At 46.2% G+C, this 13,252-nt stretch carries 14 protein-coding genes; 8 read left to right on the plus strand and 6 right to left on the minus strand.

Annotated elements, in window-relative coordinates:
- Window positions 1–44: 44 nt before the first annotated feature.
- From VHA02S_RS16850 to VHA02S_RS16860, 3 genes are all read left to right on the plus strand, one after another.
- Window positions 45–335, plus strand: a complete 291-nt coding sequence (locus VHA02S_RS16850; RefSeq protein WP_005448290.1) for a co-chaperone GroES — start codon at window positions 45–47, stop codon at window positions 333–335.
- A gap of 74 nt (window positions 336–409) precedes the next feature.
- The gene (gene groL, locus VHA02S_RS16855) at window positions 410–2,056 is read left to right on the plus strand and encodes a chaperonin GroEL (RefSeq protein WP_009698895.1); all 1,647 of its coding nucleotides are present in this window, start codon (window positions 410–412) and stop codon (window positions 2,054–2,056) included.
- A gap of 473 nt (window positions 2,057–2,529) precedes the next feature.
- Entirely contained in the window at window positions 2,530–3,093 is a 564-nt protein-coding gene (locus VHA02S_RS16860; RefSeq protein WP_005448292.1) for a VC2662 family protein, read from the plus strand.
- A gap of 76 nt (window positions 3,094–3,169) precedes the next feature.
- Here the strand turns inward: VHA02S_RS16860 and VHA02S_RS16865 are convergent, their stop codons facing one another.
- On the minus strand, window positions 3,170–3,667 hold the full coding sequence (locus tag VHA02S_RS16865; protein WP_005425045.1) for an MgtC/SapB family protein: 498 nt from the start codon (window positions 3,665–3,667) through the stop codon (window positions 3,170–3,172).
- A 94-nt stretch (window positions 3,668–3,761) separates the two neighbouring features.
- On the minus strand, window positions 3,762–4,784 hold the full coding sequence (gene epmB / locus VHA02S_RS16870) for an EF-P beta-lysylation protein EpmB (RefSeq protein WP_009698894.1): 1,023 nt from the start codon (window positions 4,782–4,784) through the stop codon (window positions 3,762–3,764).
- Between the two features lie 32 nt (window positions 4,785–4,816).
- Between epmB and efp the strand changes: the two genes are divergently transcribed.
- The 3 genes from efp (at window position 4,817) to VHA02S_RS16885 (ending at window position 7,987) form a co-directional block, all read left to right on the plus strand.
- Window positions 4,817–5,383, plus strand: a complete 567-nt coding sequence (gene efp / locus VHA02S_RS16875; protein WP_005425036.1) for an elongation factor P — start codon at window positions 4,817–4,819, stop codon at window positions 5,381–5,383.
- A gap of 273 nt (window positions 5,384–5,656) precedes the next feature.
- The gene (locus tag VHA02S_RS16880) at window positions 5,657–7,060 is read left to right on the plus strand and encodes an SPFH domain-containing protein (RefSeq protein ID WP_005425046.1); all 1,404 of its coding nucleotides are present in this window, start codon (window positions 5,657–5,659) and stop codon (window positions 7,058–7,060) included.
- A 243-nt stretch (window positions 7,061–7,303) separates the two neighbouring features.
- Window positions 7,304–7,987 (plus strand): nitroreductase family protein, encoded by a 684-nt coding sequence (locus VHA02S_RS16885; protein WP_005448309.1) that lies wholly within the window; start codon window positions 7,304–7,306, stop codon window positions 7,985–7,987.
- A gap of 91 nt (window positions 7,988–8,078) precedes the next feature.
- Here the strand turns inward: VHA02S_RS16885 and frdD are convergent, their stop codons facing one another.
- From frdD to frdA, 4 genes are read right to left on the minus strand one after another with little or no spacing between them, the layout of a single operon-like run.
- The gene (frdD, locus tag VHA02S_RS16890; RefSeq protein ID WP_005425034.1) at window positions 8,079–8,456 is read right to left on the minus strand and encodes a fumarate reductase subunit FrdD; all 378 of its coding nucleotides are present in this window, start codon (window positions 8,454–8,456) and stop codon (window positions 8,079–8,081) included.
- 12 nt (window positions 8,457–8,468) lie between these two features.
- Window positions 8,469–8,852, minus strand: a complete 384-nt coding sequence (gene frdC / locus VHA02S_RS16895) for a fumarate reductase subunit FrdC (RefSeq protein WP_005425044.1) — start codon at window positions 8,850–8,852, stop codon at window positions 8,469–8,471.
- 2 nt (window positions 8,853–8,854) lie between these two features.
- Window positions 8,855–9,613, minus strand: a complete 759-nt coding sequence (locus VHA02S_RS16900) for a succinate dehydrogenase/fumarate reductase iron-sulfur subunit (RefSeq protein ID WP_005425032.1) — start codon at window positions 9,611–9,613, stop codon at window positions 8,855–8,857.
- Window positions 9,613–11,433: a fumarate reductase (quinol) flavoprotein subunit gene (gene frdA, locus VHA02S_RS16905; protein WP_005448312.1), complete on the minus strand. Its 1,821-nt coding sequence runs from the start codon at window positions 11,431–11,433 to the stop codon at window positions 9,613–9,615. The genes VHA02S_RS16900 and frdA overlap by 1 nt, the downstream gene beginning before the upstream one ends.
- A 449-nt stretch (window positions 11,434–11,882) precedes the next feature.
- On the opposite strand from frdA, the gene epmA reads away from it, so the two are divergent.
- Both epmA and VHA02S_RS16915 read left to right on the plus strand, forming a co-directional pair.
- The gene (gene epmA, locus VHA02S_RS16910; protein WP_038898559.1) at window positions 11,883–12,854 is read left to right on the plus strand and encodes an elongation factor P--(R)-beta-lysine ligase; all 972 of its coding nucleotides are present in this window, start codon (window positions 11,883–11,885) and stop codon (window positions 12,852–12,854) included.
- A 9-nt stretch (window positions 12,855–12,863) separates the two neighbouring features.
- A complete protein-coding gene (locus VHA02S_RS16915; protein ID WP_038898560.1) occupies window positions 12,864–13,238 on the plus strand; it encodes a VanZ family protein in 375 nt (124 codons plus the stop codon).
- The last annotated feature ends 14 nt before the right edge of the window (window positions 13,239–13,252 follow it).

A 13,252-nucleotide genomic window follows, 5' to 3' on the forward strand; every position in this document is an offset into this window, starting at 1 on the left:
GGCAATTATCAAATAAACATGGAAATTTTCAGGAGAGACGACCGATGAACATTCGTCCATTACATGACCGAGTTATCGTTGAACGTAAAGAAGTTGAATCAAAGTCAGCTGGTGGCATCGTTTTAACTGGTTCTGCTGCGGAAAAATCGACTCGCGGTGTTGTTCTAGCTGTGGGTAAAGGCCGCATCCTAGAGAACGGCACAGTGCTACCGCTGGACGTTAAAGTTGGTGATACTGTTATCTTCGCTGAAGGTTACGGTACTAAAACTGAAAAAATCGACGGTAAAGAAGTGCTAGTAATGTCTGAAAACGACATCATGGCTATTGTCGACTAATAGCAATCGTTGAGTAATTTTTTGCTCTGATTCAAAAACGAAATCGAAAACAGAATTTAGAAAGGAAATCAAAGATGGCTGCTAAAGACGTTAAATTTGGTAATGACGCACGAGTTAAAATGTTAGAAGGCGTAAACGTTCTAGCGGACGCAGTAAAAGTAACACTGGGTCCTAAAGGTCGTAACGTAGTTCTAGACAAATCTTTTGGTGCACCAACGATCACTAAAGATGGTGTATCAGTAGCGCGTGAAATTGAACTGGAAGATAAATTCCAGAACATGGGCGCACAAATGGTTAAAGAAGTTGCGTCTAAAGCAAACGACGCAGCGGGTGACGGTACAACAACGGCAACTGTACTGGCGCAAGCAATCGTAAATGAAGGTCTAAAAGCAGTTGCAGCGGGTATGAACCCAATGGACCTTAAGCGCGGTATCGACAAAGCAGTTATCGCAGCAGTTGAGCAACTAAAAGAGCTATCTGTTGAGTGTAACGACACCAAAGCAATCGCACAGGTTGGTACTATCTCTGCGAACTCTGACTCAAGCGTAGGTAACATCATTGCTGAAGCAATGGAAAAAGTTGGTCGCGACGGTGTTATCACTGTTGAAGAAGGTCAAGCACTACAAGATGAGCTAGATGTCGTTGAAGGTATGCAGTTCGACCGCGGTTACCTATCTCCTTACTTCATCAACAACCAAGAAGCAGGTTCTGTTGATCTAGAAAACCCATTCATCCTTCTGATCGATAAGAAAGTATCGAACATCCGTGAACTTCTTCCAGCACTAGAAGCAGTAGCAAAAGCATCTCGCCCACTACTTATCATCGCTGAAGACGTAGAAGGTGAAGCACTAGCAACACTTGTTGTGAACAACATGCGTGGCATCGTGAAAGTAGCAGCAGTGAAAGCGCCTGGTTTCGGTGACCGTCGTAAAGCAATGCTACAAGACATCGCTATCCTAACTGGCGGTATCGTGATTTCTGAAGAAGTTGGTCTAGAGCTAGAAAAAGTAGCACTAGAAGACCTAGGTCAGGCGAAGCGCGTTGCAATCACAAAAGAAAACACAACCATCATCGATGGCGTGGGTGAAGAAGCAATGATCCAAGGTCGTGTTGCTCAAATCCGTCAGCAAATCGAAGATGCAACTTCAGACTACGACAAAGAGAAACTACAAGAGCGCGTTGCTAAGCTAGCAGGCGGTGTTGCAGTAATCAAAGTTGGTGCAGCAACTGAAGTTGAGATGAAAGAGAAGAAAGACCGCGTAGAAGATGCACTGCATGCAACTCGCGCAGCGGTTGAAGAAGGCGTTGTTGCTGGTGGTGGTGTAGCACTAATCCGTGCAGCATCTAAGATTGTTGACCTAGAAGGTGACAACGAAGAGCAAAACGTTGGTATCCGCGTTGCACTACGCGCAATGGAAGCGCCAATCCGTCAAATCACGAAGAACGCGGGTGATGAAGAGTCAGTAGTAGCGAACAACGTGAAAGCAGGTGAAGGTTCTTACGGCTACAACGCAGCAACAGGCGAGTACGGCGACATGCTAGAGATGGGTATCCTAGACCCAACTAAAGTAACGCGTTCTGCTCTACAATTTGCAGCATCAGTTGCAGGTCTAATGATCACAACTGAAGCGATGGTTACTGACCTACCACAAAAAGAAGGCGCAGGTATGCCTGACATGGGTGGTATGGGCGGTATGGGTGGTATGGGCGGCATGATGTAATTTGCTGCTTGTCTTGTCGCTCTAACGCCTTATAGCTGCATCGAAAGTGCTCATTTACGTGCGTAAACTCTGCGCTTTCTCTTTGCTCTAAGACGTTATAGCTTAAAGACAACCGACCAAACCAAACTAGGAAGCCGAGGTGAATGCCTCGGCTTTTTTATGTCTGTGAATTGGGACTGTTTGTGGGTGAGATTGAGTTGTAGGGAAATTCTGATTCTTCTTCGTTAGACATAGCAGAGCAAGGTGTTATTGGATTGAGCTGAGTGCTGAGAACATTGACGGAAACACTCGAAATTGAGTGGTTACTAATCATCAGAGTTTAGGAAAAAAGCGGATAAATAATGCGTGTGAATTATTGGGTTAAATATTCACTCAGTTAAATATGACTTAGCGCTAACATTCATCAACTAAAAATAGCGCAAACTCTGAACACTACACTATGTTGTAAAAGACAAATCCCCATGGAGATGAAAATGAAAAAGCTAATGACGTCACTGGCTGTTGCAGCCGTTATCGCTTCACCTGTTGCTCTTGCTGACAGCTCACCAGTTATGTTCTCTACAATCGACAACACGAACGCGCCTTCTAACTCCTCAGTTGGTGGTGTGCGTCTTGCTGTTCTTCACGGTCAGGTGAACGAAGTGAAAGGTGTCGATTTCTCTCTACTTGGTATGTCTGAAACAGATCGTACAACCGGTGTGAACTTCGGTCTTTTCTTTGGTGCATCAAAAGTAAACCAAGAAATGACAGGTGCTTCTCTGGGTCTATTTAACTGGAACCAAGGTCAGACGAACGGTGTTAACTTGGGTGCAGTGAACGTAACAAACAATGTGAAAGGTTTGAACTGGAGTGCGGTGAACTACTCTGAAGGTTACACAATGGCAGATATTGGTCTGGCAAGTATCTCTAAAAAATCTAACTTCCAGCTTGGTGTCTTCAACATGACTGATCAAATCGATGGTGTTCAAATTGGTCTTCTAAACTGTGCGGACAACGGTTTCTTCAAGTGTTTCCCTATCGTGAACTTTGCGAAATAAGTTCCGCGACCTTCCACGATAAATGCCAGATACAAAAAGACCCCGGCGAGACGTCGGGGTCTTTTTATTGAATGGATTATTTGATCAAACGTGTGGATGTTTTTCGCTGCTGCATTTTCTGGTGCACACCGCGGCGCAAAGCTTTGACGCGGTTTTCTGCCCGGTCTACACCGAGCAAAACGGTCAATGCCAACACGGTAATAATGATCGACTGCGATAAGTAACCTAAGCCAATCATCAAGCCCAAGCCTGCCAATACCCAAATTACTGCTGCTGAAGTCACACCATGGATTTTGCCGTCTTGAGTCATCATCACACCTGCACCTAAAAAACCAACACCAGTAATGATCTGCCCAAGAACACGAGCTTGGTCTAATGTGTTCGGTGAGAGCGAAACCGCCATTGACATAAATAGGTAAGTACCTGATATGACGAGAATTGCAGTACGAATACCAACGGGTTTACCTCGAGTTTGACGCTCAATGCCAATCATCAAACCATTGATTGCGCAGCAAAGTAATGCCGCCCAACTGAATGGGCCAAGATCGAAATAGTGTTCAAAAGTTGCTTGCATCTTAACCTCCAAATTTGCGGAGTATGCATAGATAAGACCGCCTGAGCGAACAAAAGCTTTTACTCGTAACGACAATCTTTATACGGCAAGCAACTTACTCTAGATGCAGATCCAGTGGTGTTTTACTTGGTCGACCACCAATTTCACGGGTCAATTTAGGCACTAAATATCCAGACACTCGCGTGATTACGCCGCGCATGAGCTCTTTCGCTTCTTCATCGGAAACAAAGTAGTGTGCCGCGCCTTGGACTTTATCTAAAACGTGCAAGTAGTAAGGCAAAATGCCAGCATCAAATAACGCTTCGTTCAGTGCAACTTGTGCTTCAACGCTGTTGTTAACGTCTTTCAGCAGTACCCCCTGGTTTAACAAGGTAACGCCAGCCTGCTTCAACTTCGCCATTTGAGCGGCAAACTCAGCGTTGATTTCGTTGGCGTGGTTGATATGAGTCACCAAGATGATTTGCAGACGAGAAGCGCGAAGTAGGTGACATAGCTCATCAGTAATACGAGCAGGAATCACGACAGGCAAACGGCTGTGAATACGCAGGCGTTTGATATGTGGAATTTGTGCGATGTGCTCCAATAGCCAGTGGATCTCATCGTCTTTTGCCATCAAAGGATCGCCACCAGAGAAGATCACTTCGTTTAGCTCAGGTTGTTGTGCCATGTACTCAAGGCACTTAGTCCATGCTTGCTTGCCGCTTTTGTTTTCTTGATAAGGGAAGTGGCGGCGGAAGCAGTAACGGCAATTCACCGCACAGCCGCCTTTCACAATCATCAAGGCGCGGTTGCGATACTTGTGCAGCAATCCCGGAATGTCATTGTCTTGCTCTTCTAGCGGATCATTGGAATAGCCTTCATGGACCTCAAATTCTTCGCTCAAAGGTAATACTTGGCGTAAAAGTGGATCGTAAGGATTGCCTTTTTCCATCCTATCGACAAAACTTTGCGGTACACGCTGTGCAAACAGCTTGCGCGCAGCAAACCCGTCCAGCCATGGCGATGGATCAATTTCCAACATTTCCAGCAATTTTGCAGGATCAGAGATCCCATTCGCTAACTGTTTGAGCCAGTTTTGCTCAACAGATTCGACTTTTCGGGTTATTATGTGCGGCATTGAATTTAGCTCTAAGAATGTAAGAGGAAAAAATGGCTACAGTTAGCACCAATGAATTTAAAGGCGGCCTTAAGTTAATGCTTGATAACGAGCCTTGTGTAATTCTGGAAAACGAATACGTTAAACCAGGTAAAGGCCAAGCGTTCAACCGCGTTAAAATTCGTAAACTTCTTTCTGGTAAAGTGCTAGAGAAAACATTCAAGTCTGGTGACACTTGTGAAGTGGCAGACGTAATGGATATCGACCTAGATTATCTATATTCAGACGGCGAATTCTACCACTTTATGAACAACGAAACTTTCGAGCAGATCGCTGCAGACGCGAAAGCAGTTGGCGACAACGCTAAGTGGTTGGTAGAAAACAACACTTGTATGATCACGCTTTGGAACGGTAACCCAATTACTGTTACTCCACCAAACTTCGTTGAGCTAGAAGTTACAGATACAGATCCAGGTCTGAAAGGTGATACTCAAGGCACAGGTGGTAAACCAGCTACGCTATCAACTGGCGCTGTTGTACGTGTTCCACTATTCATCGCGATCGGTGAAGTGATCAAAGTTGACACTCGTACTGCTGAATACGTAGGTCGTGTGAAGTAATTCACTCAAACGTATTTGATGAAAAAGGTCGCTTCGGCGGCCTTTTTTATTGTCTGCAATTCCCCTCCCTTTAATGCTTCTGTGCAAAACATCGATATCCTCCGCAAATTTTTAATGATTTTATATTATTCGTAAAAATCTTATTTATTTCATGAATCTTTCGATTATTTCTTAATGTCACAATTTGATACATTAGTCCTCGTTGTCAGCGAGTTGTATAGCAATTTGATTTTTATCGATTTAACTCAATGACAACCTAAAAAGGAGAACAAAATGGAAAGCAGAGGCTTAGGACGAGGTTTAAAAGTGGAAGAGAGACGTCAGTTACTACATAAAGGATTGAAAGCAGCCGTATTTGGTATCCCGCTGCTGGCCATAGGCTTAACGATTAACAGCTCAGTGCTAATGACCGATGCGGGTTACAGCTATGTGCATCAGAACAACATCACCGGTGAATTGGATGTATTCACGGAGCCGGGCATTCATTTTCGTATGCCGTTCCTGTCTAAGATCACCAAGTATGACCAAGTGATCACAGTGTCATTTGGTAACAGCAAGGGCGAGGATTTTTATCAACGCCTTGATGCGGTGCAGGTTCGCTTTGCCGATACCTACATTGGTCAAATTCCGGTGACATTCCGCTTTAAGCTCAGCAATGATCCTGAAGCGGTTAAGAAGATGCACAAAGAGTTCCGCAACAACAGCAACCTTATCGATGCTCTGTTGGTGAAGAACGCACGTAACGTGACAGTGATTACCGCGACCCAGTACACGGGGGAAGAGTTCTTCCAAGGTGGTTTGAACCAGTTCAAATCCAAATTGGGTGATCAACTGCGTGAAGGCATTTATCTGACTGAGCGTCGTCAGGTAGAAGTGGAAGAGCTAGACCTTGCTCCAGTAGGTGCTAACCAATCGAATGCGAACCAACTGCAACGTACTAACCAATTGGTGTGGAAGACGGTTCCGGTTGTGGATGGAACAGGGCAACCAATCCGACAGGATAACCCGCTACAGCAATACGGTATTCAAGTGACGCAGGTGACCATCGGTGACCCGCAGCCAGAGAAACAGCTTGATCAGTTGTTGGCAGATAAGAAGCGTCTAGTTGCCGACCGTATTCGTGCGATTCAGGAGCAAGAGACCTCCAAAGCACAAGCAGAGACTGAGCAGTTACGTAAAGAGATTCAACGTACTCGTGAAGTACAAGATGCTCAGCGTAGCAAAGAGCTCGCGATCATCGCACAGCAAAAAGAAGTCGAAGTTGCGCGTCAAATTGCGGAGCGTGAAATTGTTGAAGTAGAGAAAACTAAGCGACTGGCTGAGGTGGAAAAAGAGAAAGAGCTAGCAGTAGCGGAAGCTAACCTAGCGATTCAAAAAGCCAATGCTTTGTCTGCGGAATTTGAAGCAAAAGCGATTCTTGAAAAAGGTCGTGCAGAAGCGGAAGTCTTGAAAGCGAAGTATGCGGCACTGGGTGCAAACCGAGAAGTGTACTTGGCCGAGTTGAATCGAGACGTGGCGAACTCGCTGTACAACAACCTGCAAAACTTCCAAGTGCAGATGCCACAAAACTACATTGGTGGTGGTGAAGAAACAGGTCTGAAAACCAACCTTGATGTGATTACTGGCTTTGGCGCGTTGGGCTTAATGGACCAAACTAAGAAGGTCACACAGCAATAAGATCATGGGTGGTCAAAAGCTCAAAAAGCAAAAAGATCATAGGTGACTAAAAGCTCTGATAACTGTACAAATCAGAGTAACGCAAAGGCTGATACGAGTTATCAGCCTCTCTTTTTTGTTGGTGAAATACGGCTGAATATTTGCGCTTTATCTCAATATCACATTGATTTTATGAAGATAAAAAGGCGAGGGTGAAATTTGTGGCTATAGTGAATCAACATCCAACAAGCGCAAGGAAGCACTATGTCTACTCAAGAGCAACACCATCCACTCAATGATTATGTGGAATACCCTCCGCAAGAAATGGCAGCAAGAGCTGTACATAATCTTGAGCAACTTCAGCGCCGTCATTCCATTCGAAGTTTCTCTGATCGCCCAGTTGCGAAAGAAGTGATTGAGCACTGTATTAGAGCGGCAGGTACGGCACCTAGTGGGGCAAACCATCAACCTTGGCATTTCGTTGCGATTAACCGTGCAGAAGTGAAAGGGCAGATCCGCCAAGCCGCTGAAGAATTAGAACGTTCTTTCTATGAAGGTCGAGCTGGGCAAGAATGGTTAGATGCACTGAAACCACTCGGCACGAATGCCAGTAAGCCGTATTTGGAAAAAGCGCCGTGGCTGATCGCTGTGTTTTCGCAAAAGAAAGGTGGCATGAGCAATGATGGGGAACAAACCAATTATTACGTACACGAGTCAGTAGGGATTGCCACAGGCTTTTTGCTTCAAGCATTGCATAACGCCGGTTTGGGTACCTTGACTCACACGCCAAAGCCGATGAGTTTCTTGAGTAAGATTTGTGGGCGAGACAACGATGTTGACCGTCCATACATGTTGATTGTGACCGGTTATCCGGAAGAAAACGCAACCATTCCAGAACATGCAATGCACAAAAAGTCACTGGATGAAATCGCGACCTTTATTGAATAGTGTCTGAAACGAATAGCGCTGACGATAAACCAAATAACAGGCAATAAAAAAGCTGGCGAGGCGCCAGCTTTTTTCATTTTCCGTCAGCGTCTTAAATCATGAAGATAAAGACGACAGCCAGTGCAGAGATAAGACCTGCAAACGCGTAACATGCGATCTTACCTACCACCCCCGTGTGGAATTTAAGGTCGTGCATGCCGTGGTGTACACGGTGCATTGCATGCCACATTGGCAGTGCTAGCGTACCGATGATGAACAGTGCACCAATGATGCTGGTTGCGAATTCAGATACGCGCTCGTAGCTCATTGCTTCTGCATCAATCACACCTAGTGGAACTAGGATGCCGAGTACGAGTACCGTGATTGGCGTGATCATTGCGAACCAAGTACCACCGGCACCAAATAGACCCCACCAGATTGGCTCATCAGAACGTTTCGGTGCTGTATTAACACTATAATTTGGTTTCATTACTCAAGCTCCTTACATCACGATGAGAACGATCAGTGAGATGAACGCAACTGCTGCCCACTGAGTCAGAACGATGATTTTCTTATCCACTGGTTTGCCTTTCAGACGAATTGGCATAACCTGTGGCATCATGCTGAAGAAAGTTTGTGCGTGGAACAGGCTACCTAGTAGTGCAACGATGTTGATCGCTACCACGATAGGGTTTGCCATGAACTCCAACCAACCTTGCCAAGCTTCAGGACCTTTCACTAGAGAACCTAGACCGAAAGTCAGGAAGATAGTGAACAGGATTAGAGGAAGCACAGTTGCTTCACGTAGCATGTAGAAGCGGTAGAAAGGATGGTTCTTCCACCAAGTGCGTTTTACTTCACGAACGTAAGGTTTACGGTTGCTCATCCTTATGCCTCCACTTTTTTCGGTGAACCATCAGGTTTCAACATAGCAATTACGAAGTCCATAGAAGACTCTACTTTGCCTTGGTTTACTGCCGCTGCAGGATCTACGCTCTTCGGACAAACTTCAGAACAGTAACCTACGAACGTACAACCCCAAGCGCCGTTTTCACCGTTGATCAGCTTCATGCGCTCATCTTTACCGTTGTCACGGCTGTCTAGGTTGTAACGGTGTGCCAGAGTTAGAGCAGCAGGACCGATGAACTCAGGGTTCAAACCAAACTGAGGACATGCTGCGTAGCACAGACCACAGTTGATACAGCCAGCAAACTGCTTGTATTTCGCCATTTGCTCAGGCGTTTGCAGGTTTGTGCCGTCTTCTGGTTTGCGGTCGTTACCAATGATGTAAGGTTTGATAGCTTCTAAGCGCTCGATGAACGGCGTCATGTCCACGATCAAGTCTTTCTCGATTGGGAAGTTTGCTAGTGGCTCGATAGTCACGCCATTCGGGTAATCACGTAGGAAGCTCTTACAAGCTAGCTTAGGCACGTTGTTTACCATAATGCCGCAAGAACCACAGATCGCCATACGACAAGACCAGCGGTAAGACAGATCTTTGTCTAGGTGATCTTTGATGTAACCAAGCGCATCAAGCACAGACATGGTTTCATCAAAAGGTACTTCGAACGTTTGAGTATATGGTTCTGCGTCCTTCTCTGGGTCGTAACGCAGAATGTCGACTTTTTGAATGCGGTTTGATGACATTATGCTTGCTCCTCTGCCTTCTTCGCTTCTGCTTCAGCGGCTTTTTCAGCTGCTGCTGCTTTCTCTGCTGCTTCACCGTATAGACGTGCTTTAGGCTGTGACTTAGTAATTGTCACGTTGCTGTAGTCGATACTTGGTGCTGCATCTTCTTTGAAGAAAGCAAGCGAGTGTTTCAGGAAGTTCACGTCATCACGCTCTGTACAACCATCGTCTAGACGTTGGTGCGCACCACGAGATTCTTTACGCAGGATTGCAGAGTGAACCATCGCTTCTGCGACTTCTAGACCGTAGCCCACTTCAATAGCGTAAAGAAGGTCAGTGTTGAACACTTTGCCTTTGTCTTTGATGCTGATTTTCTTGTAACGCTCTTTCAGCTCAGTGATTTTCTCGATGGTTGCTTGCATCAAGTCTTCTTGGCGGTAGATACCACAACCTGCTTCCATGGTGTGACCCATTTCAGTACGGATATCTGCCCAGTTTTCATCACCTTCTTGGTTCATTAGAGCGGCAATGCGGTCTTCAACTGCTTTCACCTGAGTCGCGATAGACTCTTCGTTCCAGCCTTTGAATTCTGCAGCACGTTTCACCGCTTGTTCACCCGCAACGCGACCAAATACCACGAACTCAGCCAGCGAGTTAGAACCTAGACGGTTTGCACCGTGAAGACCAACAGACGCACATTCGCCAACCGCGAATAGACCTTTAATGCGAGTTTCACATTCGCCGTTGGTTTCAATACCACCCATGGTGTAGTGAACCGTTGGACGAATTGGAATTGGCTCTTTTGCTGGGTCAACGTTCACGTAAGCTTTCGCTAGCTCACAAATGAATGGTAGACGCTCTTGTAGATACTCTTCACCTAGGTGGCGAAGGTCTAGGTGCACCACATCACCAAGAGGGTGTTTGATGGTGTTGCCTTTCTGTTGTTCGTGCCAGAAAGCTTGAGAAACTTTGTCACGAGGACCCAGTTCCATGTATTTGTTCTTAGGTTGACCCACTGGAGTCTCAGGACCCATACCGTAGTCTTGTAGGTAACGGTAGCCGTCTTTGTTGACGATGATACCGCCTTCACCACGACAACCTTCAGTCATCAGGATACCAGTGCCAGGAAGACCTGTTGGGTGGTACTGAACGAATTCCATATCACGTAGAGGAACGCCGTGACGGTAAGCCATCGCCATGCCATCGCCCGTTACGATACCGCCGTTGGTGTTACAGTGGTAAACGCGACCTGCGCCACCCGTTGCTAGTACGACAGACTTCGCCTTAATCGTAACCAGTTCACCTTCAGACATGTGGATTGCAATCAGACCTTGTACTTCACCTTCATCAACAAGCAAGTCGACAACAAAGTACTCATCAAAGCGCTTGATGTTGTCGTACTTCATCGACGTCTGGAATAGCGTGTGAAGCATGTGGAAGCCAGTTTTATCTGCAGCGAACCAAGTACGTTCAACCTTCATACCACCAAAGCGGCGTACGTTGACTTCACCGTTCTCTTTACGACTCCATGGGCAACCCCATTGCTCCATTTGGATCATTTCGCGAGTCGCGTTCTCTACAAAGTATTCAACAACGTCCTGTTCACATAGCCAGTCACCACCGCCAACAGTGTCGTTGAAGTGGTTGTCTAAGCTATCTTCATCCTTGATAACTGCTGCTGAGCCACCTTCTGCAGCAACCGTGTGGGAGCGCATTGGGTAAACTTTAGAAATAAGTGCTACTTCTAAGTCCGGGTTTGCTTCAGCCGCTGCAATAGCAGTACGAAGACCAGCGCCGCCTGCGCCGATGACTGCGATATCTGTGGTGATAATTTGCACAGTTATCCTCCAGTGTGTGATTGCGGAAATCCGCTTGTTATTGTGAGTGTGAGGGAAGGGTTTTAAGGCAATCCCTCAAAAGTAGTAGGGTTAGTGTAGGGGAGCCTTATGGCAGAAAAATTGATGTATTTGGGTTTTTTCTCCGGTAATGCACACAAGAGCATAGAAATTCTAGGTTATGTGACTGCTATCACGGCACGAAACGGTTGAGGGATAAACGTAAACTCGGTCAATGTTACATAGGTGTTGCACGACATTACCCTCATTGATAATAGGATTAATTGTGAGTGTTTTTTGTACTGTGGAACGTGAAATGCTTGCTTCAGTTTTAATCGAGTTTTATTCGTATTTAGACGGATGAAATTAAGAGGAATCCCCTATCGATGAACTAGGCAAAGCGTGCCAAAATTGCTATTTTCCTCGCTCACCAATGTATTGAGACTCTTGTTATGCAAACGACCTGGCAACCTACCGCTTCTATGGAACAACTTCGTCAACGTGCTGCGTTGATCACCGCTATTCGTCAATTCTTTGCCGAGCGAAAGGTGATGGAAGTTGACACGCCAGCCATGAGTCACGCCACGGTGACCGACATTCATTTGCATACCTTCCAAACAGAGTTTGTTGGACCGGGCTATGCCGACGGCAGCAAACTGTTCTTTATGACCAGCCCTGAATTCCATATGAAGCGCTTGTTGGCGGCGGGCAGCGGCTGTATCTACCAAATTAACAAAGCGTTTCGTAACGAAGAGAATGGTCGTCATCACAACCCCGAGTTCACCATGCTGGAGTGGTACCGGATTGGTTTTGATCACCATAAGTTGATGGATGAGATGGATGACCTACTTCAACTGGTGCTGAAGTGTGGTGCGGCAGAACGTATGACTTACCAGCAAGCTTTTATTGATGTGCTAGGTGTGTGCCCTTTAGAAGGCTCTATGCAAGAGCTAAAAGTGGTCGCAGCTAAGCTAGGGCTAAGTGATATTGCTGAGCCTGAGGAGGATCGCGATACCTTGCTGCAACTACTTTTCAGTATTGGTGTCGAAGCTAAGATTGGTCAACAAGCGCCTGCATTTGTGTATGACTTCCCTGCATCGCAGGCGGCGCTGGCAAAAATCAACCCGCAAGACAACCGAGTGGCGGATCGCTTCGAGGTGTACTTCAAAGGCATTGAGCTGGCGAACGGTTTCCACGAGCTGGACAACCCGAAAGAGCAATTGGCGCGTTTTGAACAAGATAATGCTAAGCGTCTGGAAATGGGTTTAAAACCACAGCCGATTGATTACCATTTGATTGGCGCATTAGAAGCAGGTTTGCCAGATTGCGCAGGTGTGGCGTTAGGCGTTGATCGCCTGATCATGTTGGCGCTGGGTTGTGACCATATCGACCAAGTGACCGCTTTTCCATTCCCTATTGCTTAAGGATAAATAATGAACCTGACTGCTGGACGTTTGGTGCTGCTTAGTTATGCGACTTTGATTGCGTACTTGTCTCTGAGCTCGGGAGAGTTGCAAGATTGGGGCAACATTGCATATTTGGATAAGATGCAGCATGCGATGGCGTACAGTGGTTTTGGTTTCTTGGGAGGCTTCTGTGTCGCAAATTGGCGTCAGCGTTGGATTGTGGCACTGAGTATTCTTTTATTCAGCGCTGTGATTGAAGTATTACAAGGTTATGTGGGGCGCCAAACGTCTTGGCACGACTTGATTGCGAACTCGATTGGTATTCTAACTGGTCTGCTATGTTACCGTATTTGGAGCCTCTATCGACCTAGGTTGGTGAAGTCGCTATACTCGATTCGTTAATGAAGAGGGAATAC

This window comes from Vibrio harveyi NBRC 15634 = ATCC 14126 = KCTC 12724 (genome assembly GCF_001591145.1).
In the GTDB taxonomy this organism is placed as follows: domain Bacteria; phylum Pseudomonadota; class Gammaproteobacteria; order Enterobacterales; family Vibrionaceae; genus Vibrio; species Vibrio harveyi.

What these genes read in the sequence shown, in the direction of transcription:
- VHA02S_RS16850 (WP_005448290.1), top strand. Translation starts at nt 45, where the DNA reads ATGAACATTCGTCCATTACATGACCGAGTTATCGTTGAACGTAAAGAA.
- groL (WP_009698895.1), top strand. Translation starts at nt 410, where the DNA reads ATGGCTGCTAAAGACGTTAAATTTGGTAATGACGCACGAGTTAAAATG.
- VHA02S_RS16860 (WP_005448292.1), top strand. Translation starts at nt 2,530, where the DNA reads ATGAAAAAGCTAATGACGTCACTGGCTGTTGCAGCCGTTATCGCTTCA.
- VHA02S_RS16865 (WP_005425045.1), bottom strand. Translation starts at nt 3,667, where the DNA reads ATGCAAGCAACTTTTGAACACTATTTCGATCTTGGCCCATTCAGTTGG.
- epmB (WP_009698894.1), bottom strand. Translation starts at nt 4,784, where the DNA reads ATGCCGCACATAATAACCCGAAAAGTCGAATCTGTTGAGCAAAACTGG.
- efp (WP_005425036.1), top strand. Translation starts at nt 4,817, where the DNA reads ATGGCTACAGTTAGCACCAATGAATTTAAAGGCGGCCTTAAGTTAATG.
- VHA02S_RS16880 (WP_005425046.1), top strand. Translation starts at nt 5,657, where the DNA reads ATGGAAAGCAGAGGCTTAGGACGAGGTTTAAAAGTGGAAGAGAGACGT.
- VHA02S_RS16885 (WP_005448309.1), top strand. Translation starts at nt 7,304, where the DNA reads ATGTCTACTCAAGAGCAACACCATCCACTCAATGATTATGTGGAATAC.
- frdD (WP_005425034.1), bottom strand. Translation starts at nt 8,456, where the DNA reads ATGAAACCAAATTATAGTGTTAATACAGCACCGAAACGTTCTGATGAG.
- frdC (WP_005425044.1), bottom strand. Translation starts at nt 8,852, where the DNA reads ATGAGCAACCGTAAACCTTACGTTCGTGAAGTAAAACGCACTTGGTGG.
- VHA02S_RS16900 (WP_005425032.1), bottom strand. Translation starts at nt 9,613, where the DNA reads ATGTCATCAAACCGCATTCAAAAAGTCGACATTCTGCGTTACGACCCA.
- epmA (WP_038898559.1), top strand. Translation starts at nt 11,883, where the DNA reads ATGCAAACGACCTGGCAACCTACCGCTTCTATGGAACAACTTCGTCAA.
- VHA02S_RS16915 (WP_038898560.1), top strand. Translation starts at nt 12,864, where the DNA reads ATGAACCTGACTGCTGGACGTTTGGTGCTGCTTAGTTATGCGACTTTG.